This is a genomic window from Actinomadura nitritigenes (assembly GCF_017573545.1).
GTDB lineage: Bacteria > Actinomycetota > Actinomycetes > Streptosporangiales > Streptosporangiaceae > Spirillospora > Spirillospora nitritigenes.
Genome location: NZ_JAGEOK010000029.1, coordinates 31,768 through 53,350, shown reverse-complemented (window position 1 = coordinate 53,350; position 21,583 = coordinate 31,768). Strand labels below are relative to the sequence as shown.

Below are 21,583 nucleotides of genomic sequence, written 5' to 3'. Positions count from 1 at the left end.
CTGGAAGACCCGGGGGGGCCGTCCGAGAGGCGGCAGTGCCAGGTGTCCGTGCGGCTACGAGGAGAGACCATGCCCGCAGTCGAGTTCCGGGCGGCGCGCGACTTCCTGCTCGCGCATCGCGACGACTACGCGACCGCGTACGAGAAGTTCCGCTGGCCGGTGCTGACCGGGTTCAACTGGGCGCTCGACTGGTTCGACAAGATCGCCGAGGGGAACGACGCGCCCGCGCTGTGGATCGTCCAGGAGGACGGCGCGGAGGAGCGGTACTCGTTCGCGCAGCTCGCGCGGCGGTCGAACCAGGTCGCGAACATGCTGCGCGCGGCGGGGGTGCGGCGCGGCGACCGGATCGTGCTGATGCTCGGGAACCAGGTCGAGCTGTGGGAGACGGTCCTCGCGGCGATGAAGCTCGGCGCGGTGCTGATCCCGTGCACGCCGCTGCTCGGCCCGGCGGACCTCCAGGACCGGCTGACGCGGGGACGGGCGCGCCACGTGGTGACGGGCTCGTCCGACACGGGGAAGTTCGCCGGGCTGGACGGCGAGTTCACCCGGATCGCGGTCGGCGAGCCGGTCGACGGGTGGCTGCGGTACGCCGACGCCTACGACGGAAGCGACGCGTTCTCCCAGTACGGGATGACGATGTCGTCGGACACGCTGCTGCTGTACTTCACGTCCGGGACGACGGCGCAGCCGAAGCTGGTCGAGCACACGCACGCCTCGTACCCGGCGGGGCACCTGTCGACGATGTACTGGCTGGGGCTGCGGCCCGGGGACGTCCACCTGAACATCTCGTCGCCGGGATGGGCGAAGCACGCGTGGAGCAACATCTTCGCGCCGTGGAACGCCGAGGCGTGCGTGTTCATCTTCAACTACACGCGCTTCGACGCCGACCGGCTGCTGGACGCGATGGAGCGGTGCGGCGTCACGAGCTTCTGCGCGCCGCCGACGGTGTGGCGGATGCTGATCCAGTCCGACCTCGGCCGGCTGCCGACGCCGCCGCGCGAGGTGGTCGCGGCGGGCGAGCCGCTGAACCCGGAGGTCATCCAGCGGGTGAAGGACGCGTGGGGCCGGACGATCCGGGACGGGTTCGGGCAGACGGAGACGACCGTCCAGATCGCGAACACGCCGGGCCAGGAGGTCAAGCCGGGCTCGATGGGGCGTCCCGTCCCGGGCTACGCGGTGGCGCTGATCGACCCGGTGTCCGGGGAGCGGGGCGAGGAGGGCGAGATCTGCCTCGACCTGGAGGACCGGCCGCTCGGGCTGATGACCGGCTACCACGGGGACGAGGCGCGCACCGAGGAGGCGATGGCGGGCGGCTTCTACCACACCGGCGACATCGGCTCCCGCGACGCCGACGGCTACATCACCTATGTCGGGCGCGCGGACGACGTGTTCAAGGCGTCCGACTACAAGATCTCCCCGTTCGAGCTGGAGAGCGTGCTGATCGAGCACGCGGCGGTGGCGGAGGCGGCGGTGGTGCCGTCGCCGGACCCGGTGCGGCTCGCGGTGCCGAAGGCGTACGTGACGCTCACGGCGGGCTGGGAGCCGACCGCGGAGACCGCGAGGGCGATCTTCGAGCACAGCCGGGCGCAGCTGTCCCCGTACAAGCGGCTGCGGCTGCTGGAGTTCGGCGAGCTGCCGAAGACGATCTCCGGGAAGATCCGCCGGGTGGAGCTGCGGACGGCGGAGATCGGCAAGCATCCGGGCGCGGACGACCGGCCGCCCGGGGAGTTCCGTGAGGAGGACCTGCGATGACGCTCTCCTACGCGTCGGGCGTCTCGGCGACGCCGCTGCTCGGCGACACGATCGGCGCCAACCTGGACGCGACGGTCGCCGCGTTCGCCGACCGCGAGGCCGTGGTGGAGATGGCGACCGGGCGGCGCTGGACCTACGACCAGTTCGCCGCCGACGTCGACGCGGTCGCGCTCGGCCTGCGGGACCTCGGCGTGACGAAGGGCGACCGGGTCGGGATCTGGGCGCCGAACTGCGCGGAGTGGGTGCTGGTCCAGTACGCGACGGCGAAGCTCGGCGCGATCCTGGTCAACATCAACCCGGCGTACCGGGTGCACGAGTTGGAGTTCGTGCTGAACCAGGCGGGGATCCGCACGCTCGTCGCGGCGCCGTCGTTCAAGACGTCCGACTACGCCGCGATGATCGAGGAGGTCCGGCCGCGCTGCGCCGCGCTGGCCGACGTCGTGCTCATCGGCACGGACGCGTGGGACGCGCTGGTGGCGGCGGGGCGGGCCGGCGACCGGCACCTGCTCCACGGCATCGGCGAGGGCCTCGGCGCGGACGACCCGATCAACATCCAGTACACGTCGGGGACGACCGGGTTCCCGAAGGGCGCGACGCTGTCGCACCACAACATCCTGAACAACGGGTTCTTCGTCGGGGAGCTGTGCGGCTACGACGAGGAGGACCGGATCTGCGTGCCGGTGCCCTTCTACCACTGCTTCGGCATGGTGATGGGGAACCTGGCGGCGACCAGCCACGGCGCGTGCATCGTGATCCCGGCGCCCGCGTTCGACCCGAAGGCGACCCTGGACGCGGTCGCGGCGGAGCGCTGCACGTCCCTGTACGGGGTGCCGACGATGTTCATCGCGGTGCTGAACGAGCCGTCGGCCGACGCCCTGGACCTGTCGAGCCTGCGCACCGGGATCATGGCGGGGTCGCCGTGCCCGGTCGAGGTGATGAAGCAGGTCATCGACCGGCTCGGGATGGCGGAGGTCGCGATCTGCTACGGCATGACGGAGACGTCGCCGGTGTCGACGCAGACCCGGGCGGGCGACTCCCTGGACCGCCGCGTGTCCACGGTCGGCACGGTGATGCCGCACCTGGAGATCAAGGTGGTGGACCCGGAGACGGGCGTCACCGTCCCGCGCGGCACGCCCGGCGAGTTCTGCACGCGCGGCTACTCGGTGATGCTCGGGTACTGGGAGGAGCCGGAGAAGACGGCGGAGGCGATCGACGCGGCCCGCTGGATGCACACCGGCGACCTCGCCGTCATGGACGACGAGGGCTACGTCAACATCACCGGCCGGATCAAGGACATGGTGATCCGCGGCGGCGAGAACGTGTACCCGCGCGAGATCGAGGAGTTCCTCTACACCCATCCCGACATCGTGGACGCGCAGGTCATCGGCGTCCCGGACGAGAAGTACGGCGAGGAGCTGATGGCGTGGGTGCGGCTGCGCGAGGGCGCGCCGGAGCTCACCGCCGGGGCGCTCCGCGAGTTCTGCCACGGCAGGCTGGCGCATTTCAAGATCCCGCGCTACGTGCACGTGGTGGACGAGTTCCCGATGACCGTCACCGGGAAGATCCGCAAGGTGCAGATGCGGGCGGAGGCCGTGGACATCCTCGGGCTCGGCGACGTGGCCGCCCGGGAGCACGCGTGAGGTCCGGAGGGTGCGTTTTTCCGCGCGCGTGACCTTCCGTGATCGGTCCCGTGCGGGCATGCTGGGCGGCATGGGCGACGACGCCGGGGCGGTCCGGTCGGCGGTGCTGACGCTGCACCGCACGACCGGCCTGCCCATGGTGTTCGGCGGCGCCCTCAGCGGCCGGGACCGGCTGCGCATCTCCGAGCTGGTCGGCAACACCACCGACTCGCTGAACGGCCTCGTCGTCCGGCACGGCAACGGGCTCGGCGGCAAGGCGATGGCGACGGGCCGGCCGATGTGGGTGAGCAACTACCCGTGCGCGGCGTCCATCAGCCACGACTACGACAAGCCGGTCGGCCGCGAGGGGCTGCTGTCGATCGTGGCGGTGCCGGTGGTGGTGCGGCGGCGGGTCCGCGGCGTGCTGTACGGGGCGCTGCGCGAGCCGCTGTCGCTCGCCGACCGGATCGTCGGCGCGGCGGTGCAGGCGGCCCGCGACCTGGAGCAGGACCTCGCCGTCCGCGACCGTGCCGACGAGGCGCTGGCGTGGCGCCCGCCGGAGCCGCCGGACGCGGCGGCGCGGTGGGAGGAGGTCCGCGCGGTGCACGCCGAGCTGCGAGCGCTCGCCGAGCGGGTGGCGGACGGGCCGACCCGCGACCGGCTGCGCGCGATGACGCTGCGGCTCGCCGCCGCCGGCCTGGCCCCCGGCGTCGCCGGACCTGACCCGGACGCCGCGAGCCCGGCGCCGCCGCGTCCGGTGCTGTCGCCGCGCGAGCTGGACGTGCTGTCGTACGTGGCGATCGGCTGCACGAACGCGGAGGCCGCCGACCGTCTCGGGCTGCTGCCGGAGACGGTGAAGAGCTACCTGCGGTCGGCGATGCGCAAGCTCGACGCTCACACCCGGCTGGAGGCGGTGACCTCGGCGCGCCGCGCCGGGCTGCTGCCCTGACCGTGCCGGGCCTCCTCGCGGCGGGCGGCGAGCCATCCGGCGAACCCGGCGGCGCACGCGGCGAGCGCGGTGCCCGCGAACGCGGTCATCACGACGGTGAAGGCGTGCCGCGGCGTGCCGCCGAGGCCGAGGTAGAGGGTCCCGAAGACGGCGACGCCCGCGACGGCCGACAGCTGCGAGTTGGTGTTGACGACGCCGCTGAGGTCGGGGGCGAACCGCGCCGGGACGTCGGCGGTGGCGCGCCCGAGCTGGGACGCGAAGCCGAGGCCGAGGCCGAGCCCGCCGAAGCCGAGCAGCACGACGAGGAGCGCCCCGTCCGCCCGGGTCAGGCCGATGCTGAGGTACGCGGCGGCGAGGATCAGGTAGCCGGCGACCGGGGCGTGCGCGGCGAGGCGGGCGGGCAGGCGCGGCAGCAGCGGCCCGGCGACGCCGAACGCGGCGACCCACGACACGAGCACCAGTCCGGAGAACATCGCGCTCTTCCCGAGGCCCTGCTGCAGGTAGAGCGCGAGGGTGAACAGCATCGCGAAGTAGGTGGACGTCGCGAGCGCGATCGACGCGAGCGACCAGGCGACGACCGGCCGGGCGAGCACGCGCGGGTCGACCAGCGGCGTCCCGCCCCGCGCGGTGACCCGCCGCTGCCGCCGGACGAACAGCGCCAGCGCGGGGGCGCTCGCGGCGAGGCAGATCCACGTCCAGGCGGGCCAGCCGGCCTCGCGCCCGAAGATCAGCGGGACGGTCGCCAGCAGCACGCTCGCCGACAGCAGCGCGACGCCGCCTAGGTCGAGCCGGCCGGAGCCGTTCCCGGCGTCCCGGGGCAGGAGGCGGGCGCCCGCCGCGAGCAGCGCGATCCCGGCCGGGACGTTCACCAGGAAGACGGGCCGCCAGCCGAGCCCGAACAGGTCGGCGGACACGATGACGCCGCCGAGGACCTGGCCCGCGACCGCGCCGCCGGACAGCGTCAGCACCAGCATCCCCTGCGCGCGCGCCCGCGCCTTACCGGTGAAGTGGATCTGGATGCCGGACAGCACCTGCGGCACCATCAGCGCGCCCGCCGCGCCCTGGACGAGCCGTGCCGCCGCCAGCGCCCCGGTGGCCGGCGCGAGCCCGCAGGCCAGCGACGCGGCGGTGAAGGCGGCGAGGCCGAGCAAGAACATCCGCCGGTGCCCGCGCGCCTGGCCGAGCCGCGCGCCGGTGACCAGCAGCACCGCGTAGGTCAGCGTGTACCCGGACACGACCAGCTCCAGCGCGCCGCCGGACGGGTGCAGGTCGTCCTGCACGGACGGGCCCGCCACGTTCACGATCGCGGTGTCGACGTTCACCAGGAACTGGCCGAGGAGCAGCACCGCGAGCATCCCGCGCGGATGCCGGGCGCCGTCGTCTGTTGGAGTCATGACGGGACAACCCCGCGCGCGCACAGCCCGTTGCAGGACGGGCGGCGGGGACGGCAGGGCGGACGATCGGCCCGGCGACGGGGTCAGCCTTCGTGGTGCGGCGGCGGCACGCGCCGTCCAGTGCAGATCGGCCCCCGTGGCGCACTGCCTGGACGTAGCGACATCACCGCGCACCGGCTGCGCCGGGCCCTGATCGCTCGGCCGTCCCGCCGTACGCGCCGGCGGAGACGTCCGGCCCCCGATGTGCAGGGAAAACCGTAACATCCCGGCGAACACGAATGTTCGTGAACAACCCGATCTACTGGGCGGAAACCCCGCGACCGGCTAGCGTTTGCGCCGTGAGGAGCGGCGGTACGGGAGCGGGGTCCGGCGGTACGGGAGCGGGGTCCGGCGGTACGGGAGCGGGGTCCGGCGGTACGGGAGCGGGGTCCGGCGGTACGGGAGCGGGGTCCGGCGGTGCGGGCGCGGGGGGCGGGTCGCTGCCGCGCGGGCGGCACCACCTGACCCGCGAGCAGGTCAGGGCGTCGCAGCGGCTCCGGCTGCTGGAGGGCATGACGGCGGCGGTCGGCGAGCGGGGCTACGCCCGCACGACCGTCGCGGACGTGCTGAAACGCGCGCGCGTGTCGCGCGAGACGTTCTACGAGCACTTCACCGACAAGCAGGAGTGCTTCATGTCGGCGTACGAGCACGCCGCCGACCGCATCCTCGGCGTCGTGAACGAGGCGCTGCGCGCACGCGACGAGCCGGCGCTGGGCCGCCTGGAGCGCGCGCTGCACGCCTACCTGCGGGAACTGGCGGCGGACGCGGCGGCGGCGCGCACGTTCCTGCTGGAGATCTACGCGGCGGGTCCGGCCGCCGCCGCGCTGCGGTACCGGGTGCAGCGCCGCTTCACCGAGGTCGTGGACGGGCTGCTGGCCGAGGACGAGCGGTTCCGCGCGCTGCCCGACCCGGAGTTCGCCTGCCGGATGCTCATCGGCGGCATCGCGTCGCTGGTCTCCGGCCACGTCGCGCTGGGCGAGCACGCCGCCCTCCCGGCCCTCTGCGCCCCGATCCTCGGACACGTCCGCTCCCTCCTCGACCGCTGACGCCGGTCGGAGGGTGGTCAGAAGGGCGGTCAGAAGTAGGTGCGGACGTAGTCGGTCACGACGGGGTGCTCCGCGGCGGCGTCGTCGACGACCGGGATGAGCGTCCACTTGTCGAGCGCGGTGCAGGGGTGCGACAGGCCGAGGCGGACGATGTCGCCGGGCTCGACGGACGCGCCCCGCAGGAAGGCGTGCTGGTCGTTCAGCGCGGTGACGCGCGCGCCCTCGACCGGCCCGGCGCCCTTGCCGCGGACGAACTGCGGCCGCGGCAGGCCCGAGTCGAACGGGACGTCGCGGCGCCCCACGTCCAGCAGCGCGAGCGCGGGCTCCGGCGCGGACACGACGCGGCCCCACGCGTGCATGGCCGGGCGCAGGTGCTCGCCGCCCGCTCCGGCTCCCCGGTCGAACGGCGTGATGTCCTGGTAGAAGCCGTCGTCGTGGACGAGGTACGCGCCGGAACGCAGAACCACCCGCGCGTCGAGCCCGCCGAGCACCTCGGCGACCTGGTCGAAGAAGGCGCTGCCGCCCGCCGTGACGACCGGTTCGTCCGTCTCGTAGTCCAGCCGCCCGTGCAGGTTCGCGAGCCGCCGCAGGTAGGCGTCGACGGCGGCGAGGCCCTCCGCGGAGGCGTCGTGCGCGAGCGCGCCCTCGTAGCCGCCGATCCCGGCGAGCCGCAGGGACGGCGCCTCGCGGATCGCGCCGGCGACGGCCCGCGCCTCGCCGTCGTCGCGGACGCCGGTCCGGCCGTTCGGGCCGCCGAGCTCGACGCACACGTCCACGCGCCGCTGCGCCCGCGCGAGGCGCAGCGCCTCGTCCATCAGCTCGACGGACCGCACCGAGTCGGCCCAGCAGACGAACGCGAACTCGGGGTCGCCGTCCAGCTCGCCGGCCAGCCAGGCGAGGCCGGCGGGGTCGAGCGGCGCGCCCGCGAGCAGCAGGCGGCGGACGCCGAACGCGCGCGCGACGCGCAGCTGCGGGAACGTCGCGAGCGTGATGCCCCACGCGCCCGCGTCGAGCTGCCGGCGCCATAGCGCGGGCGCCATCGTCGTCTTACCGTGCGGTGCGAGTTCCATGCCGGCGGCGCTCACCCAGTCCGCCATCAACCGGACGTTGTGGTCGAGCGCTCCGCCGTCGAGCGTGAGCAGCGGCGTGCCGAAGTCGTCCAGCGGCAGCCGGGCGTCCCGCGCCTGCGCCACCGTCATCCCCTGCGCGGACGCCGGGATCGCCTTGAACCGCCAGTCGAGCGGCTCCCCGTCCAGCGCGTCCACGGCCGTGCCGTCGATCCCCGTCACCGGCATGCCCTCCCCTGTCGCCTCCGCCCGCCATGATCCTTCCCCGCCCCGCGCGGCGCGACCCCCCGGCGGAGCCGCCGCGCGCGGCGGCTCCGGCGGTCCGCGGCCGCGGGTACGCTGCGCTCCGGCATCGGCCGCCGGGAGGAGGGAACCCGATGAGCCAGAGCCTCGGGCGCGGGCTGAGCATCCTGATCGAGCTCGGCGACGGCCCGCACAACCTGGACGAGCTGGCCGCCAAGCTCGGCGTCCACAAGACGACCGTCCTGCGGCTGCTGCGCACGCTGGAGGCCGAGCGCTTCGTGCGCCGCGACGAGCACCACCGCTTCCACCTCGGCACGCGCCTCGCCGCGCTCGCCGCGCTCGCCGACGCCCCCGGCCGTCCCGGCGCCCGCGACGTGCGCGCCGTCGCGGCGCCGCACCTGGCGCGGCTGAACGAGGCGACCGGGGGCGCGGCCCGCCTGGTCACCGGCCCGCCCGCGCTGCTCGACGACCTGGCGCGCGCGGGCGCGTCCGGCCGCTACGCCGCCGCGCCCGTGCGGGACGCGGCGGGAGGCGTGGTGGCGGCGGTGACCGTCCCGGACGGCGGCGACCTCACCGGGCTGCTCGCGACCGCGGACGCCATCTCCGCCGACTACGGTCGCCGGGCGGCCGCCGGCCCGCCCGGGTGAGGACGCCCGCCGCGACGAGTTCGAGCGTGATGAGCACCGCGACGACCTCGATGGCGAGCAGCCCGATGAGCACCAGCAGCTGCGTCGCGCCCGCCTGGGCGGGGTCGGCGCCGCCGAGCAGCACGCCGACGAACGCGCCGGGCAGCGTGACGAGCCCGACCGTCCGGGTCTGGTCGAGCACGGGGAACAGCGCGAGCGCGGCGGCCGGGCGGCACACCTCCATCGCCGCGTCCCGCGGCATCAGCCCGAGCGCGAGCCCGCCCTCGTACTCGCCGCGCCGCGTGGCCAGCTCGTCGAGCGCGCGCCGCCCGGTCAGCCCGGTCGCCGACATGGCGCCGCCGATGAAGATGCCGGCGATCGGCAGCACCGACACGGTCCGGAACGGGACGAGCCGCGACGCGAGCAGCAGCGCGAGGACGGGCGCGACGCCGGCGACGATCGGCAGCGCGGTCGTCCACGCGCCGGCGCGCAGCGCGCCGGTGATGCGGCGGCCCGCCGTCACCACGGCGATGACCACCATGCCCGCGATGAACGCGGCCGTGTAGCCCGCGTCGCGCAGCACCGCCGCGATCAGCGCGGACACCGCGCTGAGCTGCACCGCTGCGCGCACGGCGACGACCGCCATGTCCCGCCCGAGACCGAGCCGGCCGAGCCGCGCGAGCCCCGCCGCGACCACCGCGAGCGAGCCCAGGACGATCGCCAGGAGTGGTCCGACCGCGGGCCCCGCGCTCATCCCCACCCCCCGGACCAAACGATCTTCTGTGACTGCTCTTCCCATTTGAGTCGATTGTGATCCGCAAGGCCGCTCAAGGACGCGAAAAGCCCGATAGCGTGGGACTTGTGGAGGACGAGGAGGCAGGCGGGACGTCCCGCCGCAGAGCGCTCTGGCTGATGGGGGCCGCCGCCGTCGGCCTCACCGCGATCGGTGCGGACGAGGCGCATCCGTCCCACGGGGCGCGCGCCGAGGCGAAGCCGTCCGTGCCCATGCCGCGGGCCCGGCCCGTCATCCATCCGAAGCCGAAGCCGACGCCGTCCCCGACTCCGACGCCGCGCCCCGCGACGTGGACCGCGGCGCGGCTGACCGCGCTGGAGACGCCCGTCCGCGAGCTGACGCAGCTGTCCCCGGCGCCCCCGCCGAAGACGATCGCGCTCACCATCGACGACGGCCCGCACCCGGAGTACACGCCGAAGATGCTCGACCTGCTGGCCGAGCACCAGATCCACGCGACCTTCTTCATGATCGGCGAGCAGGTGAAGGAGTGGCCGAAGCTGGTGCGCCGGGTCGCCGCCGCCGGCCACCAGATCTGCAACCACACCGAGACGCACCCCATCACCATCGCGGGCCTGCCGAGGAAGCGGATCAAGAAGGAGATGATGCAGGCGCGCGACCGGATCGCCGACACCACCGGCATCGAGCCGCAGTTCTTCCGGTCCCCGGGCGGTGCGTGGACGAAGACGATCCTGGAGCTCGTGGCCGAGCACAACATGCTGCCGATCGACTGGGCGGTCGACCCGCGCGACTGGTCCCGTCCGGGCGTCGGGCACATCCGCCGGACGATGCTGCGCGGCAAGGCCGGCAACATCATGCTGTGCCACGACGGCGGCGGCGACCGCTCGCAGACGATCGCGGCGCTGCACAAGGTCATCCCGAAGATGAAGAAGCGCGGCCTCACCTTCGTGGCCCTCTGACCGGCGGAGCCGCCCGGGGGGTGTGGGGGGTCGTCCCCCCTCGGGCAGCGCCACCGGGTGGCGGGCGGAGGCCGGCGAACAGGTCGTCCTCCGGCAGCGGCGTCTCGACGTGCGAGCGGGCGAGCCGGTAGTCCTCGGTGGGCCACACCTCCCGCTCGACGTCGCGCGGGTGCAGCATGAACCCGGCGTGCGGGTCGACCTGCGTGGCGTGGGCGAGGAGCGCCCGGTCCCGGACGGGGAAGTACTCCGCGCACGGGACGCGCGTGGTGATCTCCAGGTCCGCGGCGCCGTCCGGCCATTCCGCGAGCACCGGGCCCATCGGCGACTCCAGGCCGCGCGCGAGCATGCCGTCGTGCAGCGCCTGGAACCAGTCCCGCGAGAACGCGCCCTGGTAGTAGAGCTTCGCCGGGCGCCACGGCCGTCCCGTCCCGGGGTAGCGGTCCGGGTCCGCGGCGGCGTCGAACGCCTCCGCCGTGACCTGGTGCGTCTTGATGTGGTCCGGGTGCGGGTAGCCGCCGGTCTCGTCGTAGGTGACCACGACGTGCGGACGGAACTCGCGGATGAGGGCGACGAGCGGGCGCGCCGCGTCCGCGAGCGGCTCCAGCGCGAAGCAGCCCGCCGGCAGGTCCTCGCCGTCGTCCGGCAGGCCCGAGTCGGCGAAGCCGAGGAACCGCTGCCGGACACCGAGGATCCGCCGCGCCGCCTCCATCTCGCGGCGCCGGATCGCGGGCAGGTCCGCGCGGACCTCCGGCCGGTCCAGCGCCGGGTTGAGGACGCTGCCGCGCTCCCCGCCCGTGCAGGTCGCGACCAGGACCTCCGCGCCTTCGGCGGCGTACCTGGCCAGCGTCGCGGCGCCCTTGCTCGACTCGTCGTCCGGGTGGGCGTGGACGGTCAGCAGCCGGGGCCGCTCTTCGTGGGTGATGCGCAGGTTCATGCGCGCTCCTTCCGGGGGTCGCGGGACGGGTAGAAGAAGGCGGGGATCAGCGTCAGGGCCGACAGGCCGACCACCCACCAGAACGTGGCGCCGTAGGCGGCGGCCGGCGCGTGGTGGCCGAGCGAGCGTTGCAGGACGACGGCCAGCACGGCGGTGCCGAGTGAGCCCCCGACCCGGTTGACGGTGTTGACGGCTCCGGCGGCGCGGGCCGTCTCGTCCGGGCGGACGCTCGCGTAGACGGCCGCCATGCCGGGCGCCATCACCATGGCCAGGCCCGCGCCGCGCAGCATCAGCGACAGCACCAGCAGCCAACCGGCCACGTGCAAGCCGACCTGTGTGAACGCGACCGTCCCGGCGAGCGTGACGGCGATCCCGGTGAGGATGAGCGGGCGCGGCGCCGTCCGGTCGGCGAGCCGCGACGCGACGAGCGTCACGACGGCGGTGGCGAGGGCCTGCGGCGCGAGCAGCAGCCCGGCGTCGAGCGCCGACACGTGCTCGACCTGCTGGTAGTAGAGCGGCAGCAGGAGCATGGAGCTGTAGAGCGCGGCGCCCTGGAGGAACGAGTTGGCCGTCGCGACCGCGAAGCCGCGCCGGGCGAACAGGCCGAGGTCGATCAGCGCGGTGCCGCGGCGGCGCAGGGCGTGGGCGCCGTATCCGGCGAGCAGGGCCGTCCCGGCGGCGAGCGGGACGATGACGCGGGCCGCGCCGAACCCCGCCGTCCCGACCTCGGAGAAGCCGTAGACGACGGCCGCGAGACCGGGCGACAGCAGGGCGAGGCCGCGGACGTCCAGCCGCCGCTCCGCCCCGTCCCCGGCACCGGCGCCGTCGCCACCACCGGCGCCGGCGAACGCGGGGACGTACCGCGCCGCGAGCAGCAGCGCGAGCAGGCCGAGCGGGACGTTCACCAGGAACATCCAGCGCCAGTCGAGCCGCTCGACCATGAGCCCGCCGAGCACCGGCCCGAGGACGGGCGCGAACGTCAGCGGCAGGACGGTGACACCGAAGACCCGGCCGAGCCGCTTCGGGCCGGCGGCCCGCACGACGATCGACTGGCCGATCGGCTGGATCAGCCCGCCGCCGATCCCCTGGAGGACCCGGAACGCGATCAGGCTCCCGGCCGACCACGCGAGCCCGCACAGCGCGGACCCGGCGGTGAACAGCGCGACGGACGTCATCCACATCGTCCGGGCGCCGAACCGGTCGCTCGCCCAGCCGGCGAGCGGCATCACCATCGAGATCGCCAGCAGGTACCCGGCGGACACCCACTGCAGGGTCGTCACGGGGCCGCCGAGGTCGCGGGCGACCGCGTCCAGCCCGACGCCGACGATCGTCGTGTCGAGCAGGGCGAGGATCGGGCCGAGGACCAGCACGAACGACGTCTTCAGCAGCGCCGGGTCGAGCCGTTCCGGGGCCGCGGCCGGTGCGGCGGGCGCGCGGGAGGGCGCGGTCATGGACACCTCCAAGTAAGTAGAGCGAACCGAACTTTAGGTTCAGTACACTCACTTGGTCAAGGCTATTTTTAGGCTCGACCTACCTTTTGGGGCGATGCGGGCGGGCGCCTCCCGCTGGCAACTCGCGGTCATCCGATGGCGCCCGGGAAGCGCGGTCCCTAGGATCGCGATGATCTCCACCGAGCCAGAGGGGTTCCCTGTGCACGGCCCTCCGCCCTCCCCGTTCCCCGAGCCCTATCGCGGCCCGTACCAGGGCCCCGCGCACCCGGCTCCACCACCGCCCCCGCCGCCGTACACGCCGTATGAGCCGTACGGGGCGCATGAGCCGTCCGGACCGGCGAGCGAGTCGGCGCCCCGCGCCCGCCGGCTGCTGGCCTGGTCGATCGACGCCGGGATCCTGGTCGGTGTGGCCGCGCTGCTCGCCGGCGTGACGTGGGGGCGGCTGCAGTCCTACGTCGCCGAGGACCTGCCGCGCAAGGCGCTGTCGGCGGGGTTCGAGCTCCTGGTCTCCGGCGGGAGCGTGGAGAAGGCCGCGGGCGAGCTCGGCGCGGGCGTGTGGGGCACGTTCGTCAGCACCGTCGACCAGGCCCTGCTGCTGCTCGTGCTCGCCGAACTGCTCCACCAGTTCGTCGGGCTGGCCTGGACCGGGCGGACGGCCGGGAAGGCCGCGATGGACCTGCGGGTCCGGCACGCCTCCGCGGAGGCCGGTCCGGGCAAGGGCCGCGCGATGCGCCGGGCGCTGATCACGACCGCGTCGGGCACCGGCCTCTACGCGCTCGCCTGGGTGCTCCTCCTGGAGGGCCTGTTCTTCTTCGCCGTCCTGCTGTGGGCGCTCGCGGTCCTCGCCTTCCTGGCGAACAGCCTGCCCGCGCTCGCGGGCCGGCGGCGGCGCACGCTCGCCGACCTCGTGGGCGGCACGGTCGTCATGCGGGCCGGCGCCTACCGGCGCGCCGCGGCGGCCGCCCGGCAGGGCGCCGTCATCGCGTGGGACGGCGCCCAGGCCGCGGGGCAGGTGGTAGGCCAGACCGCCCGCGACAACGCCGCGCGGCTCGCCCAGCACGAGCGCGTCCAGCAGGCGATCGAGTCCGAGCGGGCCGAGCGGCTGCGGGAACTCGGCCGGCAGTCCGCAGGGAAGCTGCGCGAGGTCGCGGCGAGCGAGCGCGCGCAGCAGGTCCAGGACGCGGGCAAGCGGTTCGGCGGCCGCCTCCGCGACGCCTATCAGGAGCGCAGAGCGGGCCGTGCCGTCGAGCAACCGGCACAGCCCGCCCTACCGCCACCCCCGCCGGTCCCGCCGCACCCGGGCTTCCCGCACCCACCGGCGCAGCAACCGGCCCAGCAGCCGTCGCTCCCGCCGCAGCAGCCTCCGTACGGCCATCCCGCGCCGGACGACGCGTTCCGGCAGCCGTACCAGCAGCCGCCGCCCGGCTAGGGCCGGCCGAGTACGGCTAGGGAACCGGGACCGCGGGCGGCGCCGGGGACGGGACCGGCGCGGCCTCGCCGTGCGAGACCCGCGGCAGCCACCCCAGCCAGCGCGGGAGGTACCAGTTCGCGCGGCCGAGCAGCGCCATCACGGCGGGGAGCAGCACGATCCGGACCACGGTCGCGTCGATCAGCACCGCCACCGCCAGGCCCACGCCGAGCTGCTTGAAGTCCTGCATCGACAGCGTCCCGAAGATCGCGAACGTGGCGACCATGATGACGGCGGCGCTGGTCACGACCCCGGCGGTGGCGCGGACGCCCTCGCCGACCGCGCGGGCGGTGTCGAGCCCGCGGTCCCGGGCCTCGCGGATCCGCGACACCACGAACACGTGGTAGTCCATCGACAGCCCGAACAGCACCACGAACACGAACAGCGGGATCCACGACTCCAGCGCGCCCGCGCCCCGCGTCCCGACCAGCGAGTCCCCCCAGCCGTGCTGGAACACCGCGACCATCACCCCGTACGCGGCGCCGACCGACAGCAGGTTGAGCGCGATCGCGGTCAGCGCGATGGCGGGGGACCGGAAGAACACCAGCATGAGCAGGAACGTGACGCCCATGACGAACAGGAACACCGGCACGATCGCGTCCTTGAGCTGGGCGTTGTAGTCGGTGGACCAGGCGAGCTGCCCGCTCACCGGCGCGTCCGCGACCCGTCCCACGGTCTGCGGGACGATCGTGTCCCGCAGCGTCCGCAGCGCGTGCTTCGAGGCGGCGTCCGACCCCGAGCCGGCGAGCGGCACCTCGATCTCCGCGACGTTCGCCTTCCGGTGCACGGTCACCTCGATCGGCGCGTTCATCTCGTCGGACGCGAGGGCGCGCCGCTTCAGCTCGCCGATCGCCGCCTTCACCTGCGGGGCGTCGATGTCGCGGGCCTTCACCACGACGTTCGCGGGCGCCGGGTTGCCGGGGAACGCCTTGTTCAGCTCCGTGTAGGTCCGCGCGATCGGCTCGCCGGGCGGGATCTGCTGGTCGATGCCGAGCTTCGCGGTCTTCATGCCGAGCGCGGGCGCCGCCAGCGCCAGCAGCAGCCCCGCCGACAGCACCGCCGCGATCCCGGGACGCGCCAGGACGGGCTTGAGCAGCGTCCCCACGACCCCGGCGCGCTCGCCGCGGCGACCGGCGCGCTCACCGCGGCGGCCCGTCCCGCGCCGGCGCGGCAGCCGGATCCGCCCGAACTCCACCTTGTCGCCGAGCAGCGACAGCAGCGCGGGCAGCACCGTCACCGAGCCGAGCATCGCGATGCACACGACCAGGATCGTCGCGACCGCGAACCCCTTGAACAGCAGCAGCCCGGACAGGAACATCCCGGACATCGCGATCATGACGGTGATGCCGGAGACCAGCACGGACCGTCCCGAGGTGGCCGCCGCGATCGCGAGCGCGGTCTCCCGGTCCCGGCCGCGGCGCCGCTCCTCGCGCTCGCGCTGCAGGTAGAACAGGCAGTAGTCGACGCCGACGGCGAGGCCCATCAGCAGCATCACCGAGTTCGTCGTGTCGTCCACGTGCACCGCGTGGCTGGCGACGGCCAGCAGCCCGCCCGCCGCGAGGTAGGCGGTGAACGCGAGCACCACCGGCAGGACGGCCGCGAGCAGCGCGCCGAACGCGACGAGCAGGATCCCGATCGCCAGCGGCACCGCGGTCATCTCGGCGCGCGCGAAGTCCTTGCCGAGCGCGTTGTCGAACCACGCGTCCGCCGTCGCCCCGCCGAACTCGCCGATCGTCACCGCCGGGTTGTCGCGCTGCGCCTTCGCGACCGCGTCCTCGATCGCGGGCAGCGGGTCGGGCGCGCCGTCCGGCACCTCCTTCAGCGTGAACTGGACGATCACGTGCCGCCGGTCCCGGGCGACCGTGTCCGGCCGCAGGTCCGTGATCTTCCCGGTCGCCTGGACGCCGGCCCGGACCGCCGCGACGGCCCGGAGCGTCTCCGGCGCGCCCGCCGGCCCGGTGACCAGCACGGTCTCCGAGTCGGGGTCGTCGATGCCCGCGTCGTCGATGATCTTCTCGGCGTGCGCCGACCGTCCGGCGCCCTGCTCGTGCTCGGCCATCGTGGTCTGGCCCGCCGCGCCGCCCAGCACCGAGGCCAGGACGACGAACAGCAGCCAGCCGAGGACGGCCGCCATCCGGTGCCGCGCGCTCCAGCCGCCGAGCGCGGCGGCGAGGTTCCTTCTCATGGGAGTCCCCTGGGGGTCGTCGGTGCGGGGTGACACCAAGAAGCCAATAGGGGAGGCGGGCCCGCCGACATGGCCCTGAACACCGTCCCGGGGTGTATCTGGGTACACCCCGGGTCCGGGTTGCGGGCACACTGTGCTGGACGGACGCCGGCCGGAGACTGGACGCACGACGGCAGGCGACGACCGGAGGAACACGGTGAACGAGCACGCGGTGAACGAGCGGCCGGTGAGCGAGGCCCCCTGGCAGCGGTGGCTCAGGACGCCCTGGCGCGGGCTCGGGCTGTGGTTCCTGGGCATCCCGGCGACCTTCGTGGGCCTGTGGTTCATCACGGTCGTCTCGCTGATCTCGAGCTTCGTGGGGATCCTGCTGTTCCCGTCCGCGACGATGGCGCTGCGCAAGCAGCTCGACGTGTACCGCGACAAGATCGAGCGCTGGACGGGCAACCGGATCGAGCGGCCCTACCTCCCCGAGCCCGCGCCCGAGCCCGGGGTCATGGGCGCGGTGCACCGCTTCCTGGCGCTGGCCCGCGACCCCGCCACCTGGCGGGACTACCTGTGGGTGGCCGCCGACCCGTTCGTCGCGCTGTTCACCGCCGCGCTGCCCGGCCTGCTCATCCTGTACGGGCTGTGGGGGTACGCCGTCGCGGCGTTCGCCGGCGACATGATCGGCCACTACGGCGGCAGCGACTGGTACGCCTACGTCCACGTCACCGACGGCTACGGCCGCGACGCCGGACGGGTCGGCTCGACGCTGGTCGTCGCCACCCTGTGCGTCGTCGCCGGTCACCTGCTCGGCCCGGTGATGATGCGGGTGTACGGGCGGTGGGGCACGGCCGTCCTCGGCCCGACCGAGAAGTCCCGGCTCGCGCTGCGCGTCCGGCACCTCACCGAGACCCGCTCCGACGCGGTGGACGCCTCCGCCGCCGAGCTGCGCCGCATCGAGCGGGACCTGCACGACGGCGCGCAGGCCCGGCTCGTCGCGATGGGCATGAGCCTCGGCGCCATCGAGCACCTGCTCGACAAGGACCCGGAGAAGGCGCGGATCCTGCTGGCGCAGACCCGCGAGTCGTCCGCGAAGGCGCTGCACGAGCTGCGCGACCTCGTCCGCGGCATCCACCCGCCGGTGCTCGCCGACCGCGGCGTCGCCGACGCGGTGAAGGCGCTCGCGCTCGACCACCCGCTGCACGTCGAGGTCACCGCCGACCTGCCGGCCCGCCCCGAGCCGCCGGTCGAGTCCGCCGCCTACTTCGCGGTGTCGGAGATCCTCACCAACGCGGCCAAGCACTCCGGCGCGTCCCGCGTCTGGGTCGACATGCGGTACGAGCGGGGCATGCTGCGCATCACCGTCACCGACGACGGGCACGGCGGCGCGTCCCTCGACGGCGGCACCGGGCTGCGCGGGATCGAGCGCAGGATCGGTACATTCGACGGCGTGCTCGCCCTCAACTCCCCGGTGGGCGGCCCGACCATCGTCACGCTGGAGCTGCCGTGCGCGTTGTCCTCGCCGAAGACCTCGCCCTCCTGAGGGAGGGCCTCGTCAGCCTCCTGGAGACGCACGGCTTCGAGATCGCCGACGCCGTCGACAACGGGCCCTCGCTGCTGAAGGCACTGATCGACCACCGCCCGGACGTGGCGGTGGTCGACGTGCGCCTGCCGCCGTCCTTCACCGACGAGGGCCTCCAGGCGGCGCTGGAGGCGCGCCGCCGGATCCCGGGCCTTCCGGTGCTGGTGCTGTCGCAGTACGTCGAGCAGCTGTACGCCCGGGAGCTGCTCGCCGACGGCACCGGCGGCATCGGCTACCTGCTGAAGGACCGGGTGTTCGACACCGCCCAGTTCGTCGACGCGGTCCGCCGGGTCGCCGGAGGCGGCACCGCGATGGACCCCGAGGTGATCTCCCGGCTGGTCGCCAGCGGCACCCGCGACACCCCGCTGAGCCGGCTCACCCCCCGCGAGACGGAGGTGCTGGAGCTGATGGCGCAGGGCCGCTCGAACGCGGCGATCGCGGAGCGGCTGGTGGTGACCGAGCGCGCCGTCACCAAGCACACCGCGAACATCTTCGCCAAGCTCGATCTTCCCGTCACCGACGACACGAACCGCCGCGTCCTCGCCGTCCTGGCCTACCTCAACCACTGACCCCGGCCCCGAGCCGCGTGCTCGGCGGGCTTCCCGGGTCCCCGCGCGGTGAAATATGTTGCTCGGGCGAAGTGGGCCCTTGGGAGGGCGCGATGAAGGTGATCCTTGTCCTGCTCTGCCTGGCGATCGCGGGCCGCGAGCTCTACCTGGCGTTCGACCGCAGGCGCCGGGCCGGCGCGCCGGAGATCGCCGACATCCGCACCCAGCTCACCGCGCTCAAGGACACCCGCGACGAGCTGGAGCGGTTCCGCTCCGCGCAGGGCGAGCGGCTGGAGCGGCTCACCGCCGAGCGGACCGCGGAGCTCGCGCCGCTCGCCGCCGGGCAGGACCGGCTGGCGGAGTCGCTGCGCGAGACCGACGACCGGATCGGCTCGCTGGTCACGCAGATCAACGACCGGATGGTGCCGGAGGTCAACGAGCGGCTGAACCGCCAGAAGGCGGACCTCGAACGGCTCGCCGCGGACGTCGCCGCGCTCCGCGCGCACCTGGTCGCCCGGCTCGACCAGGCCGTCGCCGCGTCGCTCGGCGCGGAGCCCGCCGACCTCGTCGCCGCGTCCCTCACCGCCGCGCCCGGCGCGGCCCGCGCCGCGCTGGCCGGCCCGTTCGAGCGGTTCCTCGAACGGTACGGGCTGTGGTGCGAGCTGGCGGACGGCGACCGCCTCTACCTGTCCGGCCGCAGCCCCCGCGGCCTGGAGCGCGACTTCATCGAGCTGCTCGCCGCGCTCCGCCCGGGCCGCGGCGCCGCCACCGCCGAGGCGGCGGCGCTGCTGGACGCGCTGCGCGGCGCCGCGCGGGCCACCGCGCAGATCGGGCCCCTGCTGATCGTCCGGACGTCCGGGGACCTGCTGTGCGGCGTGCTGCCGCTGGCGGAGCTGCGCCTCCCGGAGACCGCCGGGCTCCTGGACGACCCGTCCCGCGCGGCCGCCCGGCTGCGCCGGCTCCCGGCCGCCCGCCTCCTCGACGCGTCCTAGCCGTGTTTCAAAGTCCCGGTTCATTTCGCTCGCCCGGCGGTCCACTTCGCTCGCCTGGCGGCTCGCTACGTGACCGGGCCCGGGCGATCTAGTTCGCGGTCCAGGTGAAGCGGGGCGGGCGGCGTTCGAGGAAAGCCGCGATGCCCTCGGCGACCTCGCCGCGCGCCGCGACCTCCTCCAGCCACCCCCGGGCCTTCTCCTCGACCGGGCCGTCCGCGGCGATGGCGTCCACGATGTCCTTGGTCGCCTGCTGGGTCAGCAGCGAGCGGGACGCGAGGGTCTCGGCGAAGGCCGCGACCCGCGCCGGGAGGTCGGCGGCGATCTCGTTCAGCAGCCCGATCCGCAGCGCGTGGTCGGCGTCGACGAGATCGGCCGAGTACAGCAGGTACTTCGCGGCGGACGGGCCGACGAGGCGGACGAGCCGGGCCGTCGCCGCGGCCGGGTAGACGATGCCGAGCTTGGCGGGGGTGATCCCGAACCGGGCGCCCGGCGCCGCGAACCGCAGGTCGCACGCCGCCGCGAGCTGGCAGCCGCCGCCGACGCAGAACCCCTCGATCGCGGCCAGCGTCGGCTTCGGGAACGCGGCGAGGGCGCGCTCGGCGACCGTCGACAGGTGCGAGTCGTCGTCCCGGTGGATGTCGGTCAGCTCCGCGATGTCGGCGCCGGCGCAGAAGTTCCCGCCCGCGCCGGTCAGCACCACGACCCGGACGCCGGAGTCGCCCTCCAGGCCGTCCAGGATGCCGGGCAGGGCCCGCCACATGTCCGCCGACATGGCGTTCCGCTTCTCCGGGCGGTCGATGGTGATCGTCCCCACCCCGCCCGCGACCTCGCACCGCAACCCGCCGCCCATGGTCCTCCCTACCGCTCCACCAGCGGCATCATCGTACGGACCCGGCGCGGCGGGCGCCCCTCCGCCCCGAGGACGACGGAGGCGCCCCGCGGATACTCCTTCCGGATGGATTAGGAACACCCCGCGTGAGGGAGGAATTCTTGCGATGCCCGCCGGATTATGGAACATGAAGGGTCACTCCGACCCGAAACGGAGCTCGTGGTGCAGCAGAGCGCGCACGCCTTCTGGACGATCAACCTGGACGACCCCCTGGCAGCCGCCCCCGACATGGCCGGCGCGAAGGCGTCCGACCTCTCGCGCGCGGCGCGCCACGGGCTGCCGGTGCCGCCCGGCTTCGTGATCCCCGTGCAGTGCTTCCCGCGCGGCGAGGGCTACCGGAACACCGGCGAGCTGCGGAAGGCATGGGCCCGCCTCAGCGGGAACGGCGCCCGAGCCCTCGCGGTCCGGTCCTCGTCCACGCACGAGGAGGGCGCCCCGGGCCGGTACGTGTCCGCCCTGGACGTCAAGGGCTGGCCGGAGTTCCTCAAGGCCGTGAAGGGCGTGGCGGCCTCCGCCACCGGGCCCGCGACCGCCGCGATCCTCGTCCAGCCGCAGCTGGAACTGGTGACGGGCGGCATGCTGTTCGGCGCCGACCCGCTGGAGAGCGGCACCGAACGGGTGATCGTCTCCGCCGCGCCGGGCGGCCCGCGCGCGCTCCGCGACAACCAGGCCGCCACGACCTACGCGCTCAACCGGCGCGGCAAGGTCGTGAGCACGAAACGCGACACCGGCGCGCCGGACGGGGAGCCGCTCTCCCCGCCGCAGCTCCGGGCACTGGTCAAGCTGGCCGCGCGCGCGGCGGCCCTGTTCGGCGGCCCGCAGGAGATCGAGTTCGGGTTCGACCGCGAGGGCGCCCTCTGGCTGCTCCAGACGCGCCCGCTGTCGTCCCTGACCCTGCCCCGCGCCCGCCGCCCCGCCAGCTGACCCGCCGCCCCGCCAGGTGATCCGCCGGCCGGCCCGCCGGCGGATCCGCCCTGCGGCCCGCACCGGCCGTGTCCGCCGTGGCGGCCCCGTGCGACACGGCGCCGCCCGAGGAGAAGGACCACATCGATGACCTTGGGGAATGCACAGACGGCCTCCGGTGCTGTAATGTCGAGGCAGCGCCTT

18 protein-coding genes are annotated in these 21,583 nt (G+C 74.5%); 11 read left to right on the top strand and 7 right to left on the bottom strand.

The window, feature by feature from the left end:
* Positions 1-69 precede the first annotated feature (69 nt).
* The 3 genes from J4557_RS36020 (at position 70) to J4557_RS36010 (ending at position 4,320) form a co-directional block, all read left to right on the top strand.
* The gene (locus tag J4557_RS36020) at positions 70-1,752 is read left to right on the top strand and encodes an AMP-binding protein (RefSeq protein ID WP_208271270.1); all 1,683 of its coding nucleotides are present in this window, start codon (positions 70-72) and stop codon (positions 1,750-1,752) included.
* Positions 1,749-3,392 (top strand): AMP-binding protein, encoded by a 1,644-nt coding sequence (locus tag J4557_RS36015; protein WP_208271269.1) that lies wholly within the window; start codon positions 1,749-1,751, stop codon positions 3,390-3,392. The genes J4557_RS36020 and J4557_RS36015 overlap by 4 nt, the downstream gene beginning before the upstream one ends.
* A gap of 70 nt (positions 3,393-3,462) precedes the next feature.
* Positions 3,463-4,320: a helix-turn-helix transcriptional regulator gene (locus J4557_RS36010; protein WP_208271268.1), complete on the top strand. Its 858-nt coding sequence runs from the start codon at positions 3,463-3,465 to the stop codon at positions 4,318-4,320.
* Here the strand turns inward: J4557_RS36010 and J4557_RS36005 are convergent.
* Positions 4,266-5,714, bottom strand: coding sequence for an MFS transporter (locus tag J4557_RS36005; protein ID WP_208271267.1), 1,449 nt, complete (start codon positions 5,712-5,714; stop codon positions 4,266-4,268). The genes J4557_RS36010 and J4557_RS36005 overlap by 55 nt on opposite strands.
* Before the next feature lie 338 nt (positions 5,715-6,052).
* Between J4557_RS36005 and J4557_RS36000 the strand changes: the two genes are divergently transcribed.
* Positions 6,053-6,799 (top strand): TetR/AcrR family transcriptional regulator, encoded by a 747-nt coding sequence (locus J4557_RS36000; RefSeq protein ID WP_208271266.1) that lies wholly within the window; start codon positions 6,053-6,055, stop codon positions 6,797-6,799.
* Positions 6,800-6,828: 29 nt separating this feature from the next.
* Here the strand turns inward: J4557_RS36000 and J4557_RS35995 are convergent, their stop codons facing one another.
* A complete protein-coding gene (locus tag J4557_RS35995; protein ID WP_307800406.1) occupies positions 6,829-8,088 on the bottom strand; it encodes an alanine racemase in 1,260 nt (419 codons plus the stop codon).
* 155 nt (positions 8,089-8,243) lie between these two features.
* On the opposite strand from J4557_RS35995, the gene J4557_RS35990 reads away from it, so the two are divergent.
* Positions 8,244-8,756 carry a helix-turn-helix domain-containing protein gene (locus tag J4557_RS35990; protein ID WP_208271264.1) on the top strand — a complete coding sequence of 171 codons (513 nt, stop codon included), beginning with the start codon at positions 8,244-8,246 and terminating at the stop codon, positions 8,754-8,756.
* Here J4557_RS35990 and J4557_RS35985 read toward each other — a convergent pair.
* Positions 8,680-9,489, bottom strand: a complete 810-nt coding sequence (locus J4557_RS35985) for an ABC transporter permease (RefSeq protein ID WP_208271263.1) — start codon at positions 9,487-9,489, stop codon at positions 8,680-8,682. The genes J4557_RS35990 and J4557_RS35985 overlap by 77 nt on opposite strands.
* 107 nt (positions 9,490-9,596) lie before the next feature.
* Between J4557_RS35985 and J4557_RS35980 the strand changes: the two genes are divergently transcribed.
* Positions 9,597-10,445 (top strand): polysaccharide deacetylase family protein, encoded by an 849-nt coding sequence (locus tag J4557_RS35980; protein ID WP_307800405.1) that lies wholly within the window; start codon positions 9,597-9,599, stop codon positions 10,443-10,445.
* Here J4557_RS35980 and mca read toward each other — a convergent pair.
* Both mca and J4557_RS35970 read right to left on the bottom strand, forming a co-directional pair.
* Positions 10,426-11,379: a mycothiol conjugate amidase Mca gene (gene mca, locus J4557_RS35975; protein ID WP_208271262.1), complete on the bottom strand. Its 954-nt coding sequence runs from the start codon at positions 11,377-11,379 to the stop codon at positions 10,426-10,428. The genes J4557_RS35980 and mca overlap by 20 nt on opposite strands.
* A complete protein-coding gene (locus J4557_RS35970; protein WP_208271261.1) occupies positions 11,376-12,830 on the bottom strand; it encodes an MDR family MFS transporter in 1,455 nt (484 codons plus the stop codon). Before J4557_RS35970 ends, mca begins: the two co-directional genes overlap by 4 nt.
* A 199-nt stretch (positions 12,831-13,029) precedes the next feature.
* Here J4557_RS35970 and J4557_RS35965 point away from each other — a divergent pair, with 199 nt between their 5' ends.
* Positions 13,030-14,259: an RDD family protein gene (locus tag J4557_RS35965; RefSeq protein ID WP_208271260.1), complete on the top strand. Its 1,230-nt coding sequence runs from the start codon at positions 13,030-13,032 to the stop codon at positions 14,257-14,259.
* Positions 14,260-14,275: 16 nt separating this feature from the next.
* On the opposite strand, the gene J4557_RS35960 is transcribed toward J4557_RS35965, so the two are convergent.
* Positions 14,276-16,483 (bottom strand): MMPL family transporter, encoded by a 2,208-nt coding sequence (locus tag J4557_RS35960; RefSeq protein ID WP_208271259.1) that lies wholly within the window; start codon positions 16,481-16,483, stop codon positions 14,276-14,278.
* A 196-nt stretch (positions 16,484-16,679) separates the two neighbouring features.
* Between J4557_RS35960 and J4557_RS35955 the strand changes: the two genes are divergently transcribed.
* From J4557_RS35955 to J4557_RS35945, 3 genes are all read left to right on the top strand, one after another.
* Positions 16,680-18,008, top strand: coding sequence for a sensor histidine kinase (locus tag J4557_RS35955; protein ID WP_307800404.1), 1,329 nt, complete (start codon positions 16,680-16,682; stop codon positions 18,006-18,008).
* The gene (locus tag J4557_RS35950; protein WP_208271258.1) at positions 17,972-18,616 is read left to right on the top strand and encodes a LuxR C-terminal-related transcriptional regulator; all 645 of its coding nucleotides are present in this window, start codon (positions 17,972-17,974) and stop codon (positions 18,614-18,616) included. Before J4557_RS35955 ends, J4557_RS35950 begins: the two co-directional genes overlap by 37 nt.
* A gap of 92 nt (positions 18,617-18,708) precedes the next feature.
* Positions 18,709-19,587, top strand: a complete 879-nt coding sequence (locus J4557_RS35945; RefSeq protein WP_208271257.1) for a hypothetical protein — start codon at positions 18,709-18,711, stop codon at positions 19,585-19,587.
* 88 nt (positions 19,588-19,675) lie between these two features.
* On the opposite strand, the gene J4557_RS35940 is transcribed toward J4557_RS35945, so the two are convergent.
* Positions 19,676-20,437, bottom strand: a complete 762-nt coding sequence (locus J4557_RS35940) for an enoyl-CoA hydratase/isomerase family protein (protein ID WP_208271256.1) — start codon at positions 20,435-20,437, stop codon at positions 19,676-19,678.
* Positions 20,438-20,638: 201 nt separating this feature from the next.
* On the opposite strand from J4557_RS35940, the gene J4557_RS51865 reads away from it, so the two are divergent.
* The gene (locus J4557_RS51865; protein WP_208271255.1) at positions 20,639-21,400 is read left to right on the top strand and encodes a PEP/pyruvate-binding domain-containing protein; all 762 of its coding nucleotides are present in this window, start codon (positions 20,639-20,641) and stop codon (positions 21,398-21,400) included.
* Positions 21,401-21,583 lie beyond the last annotated feature (183 nt).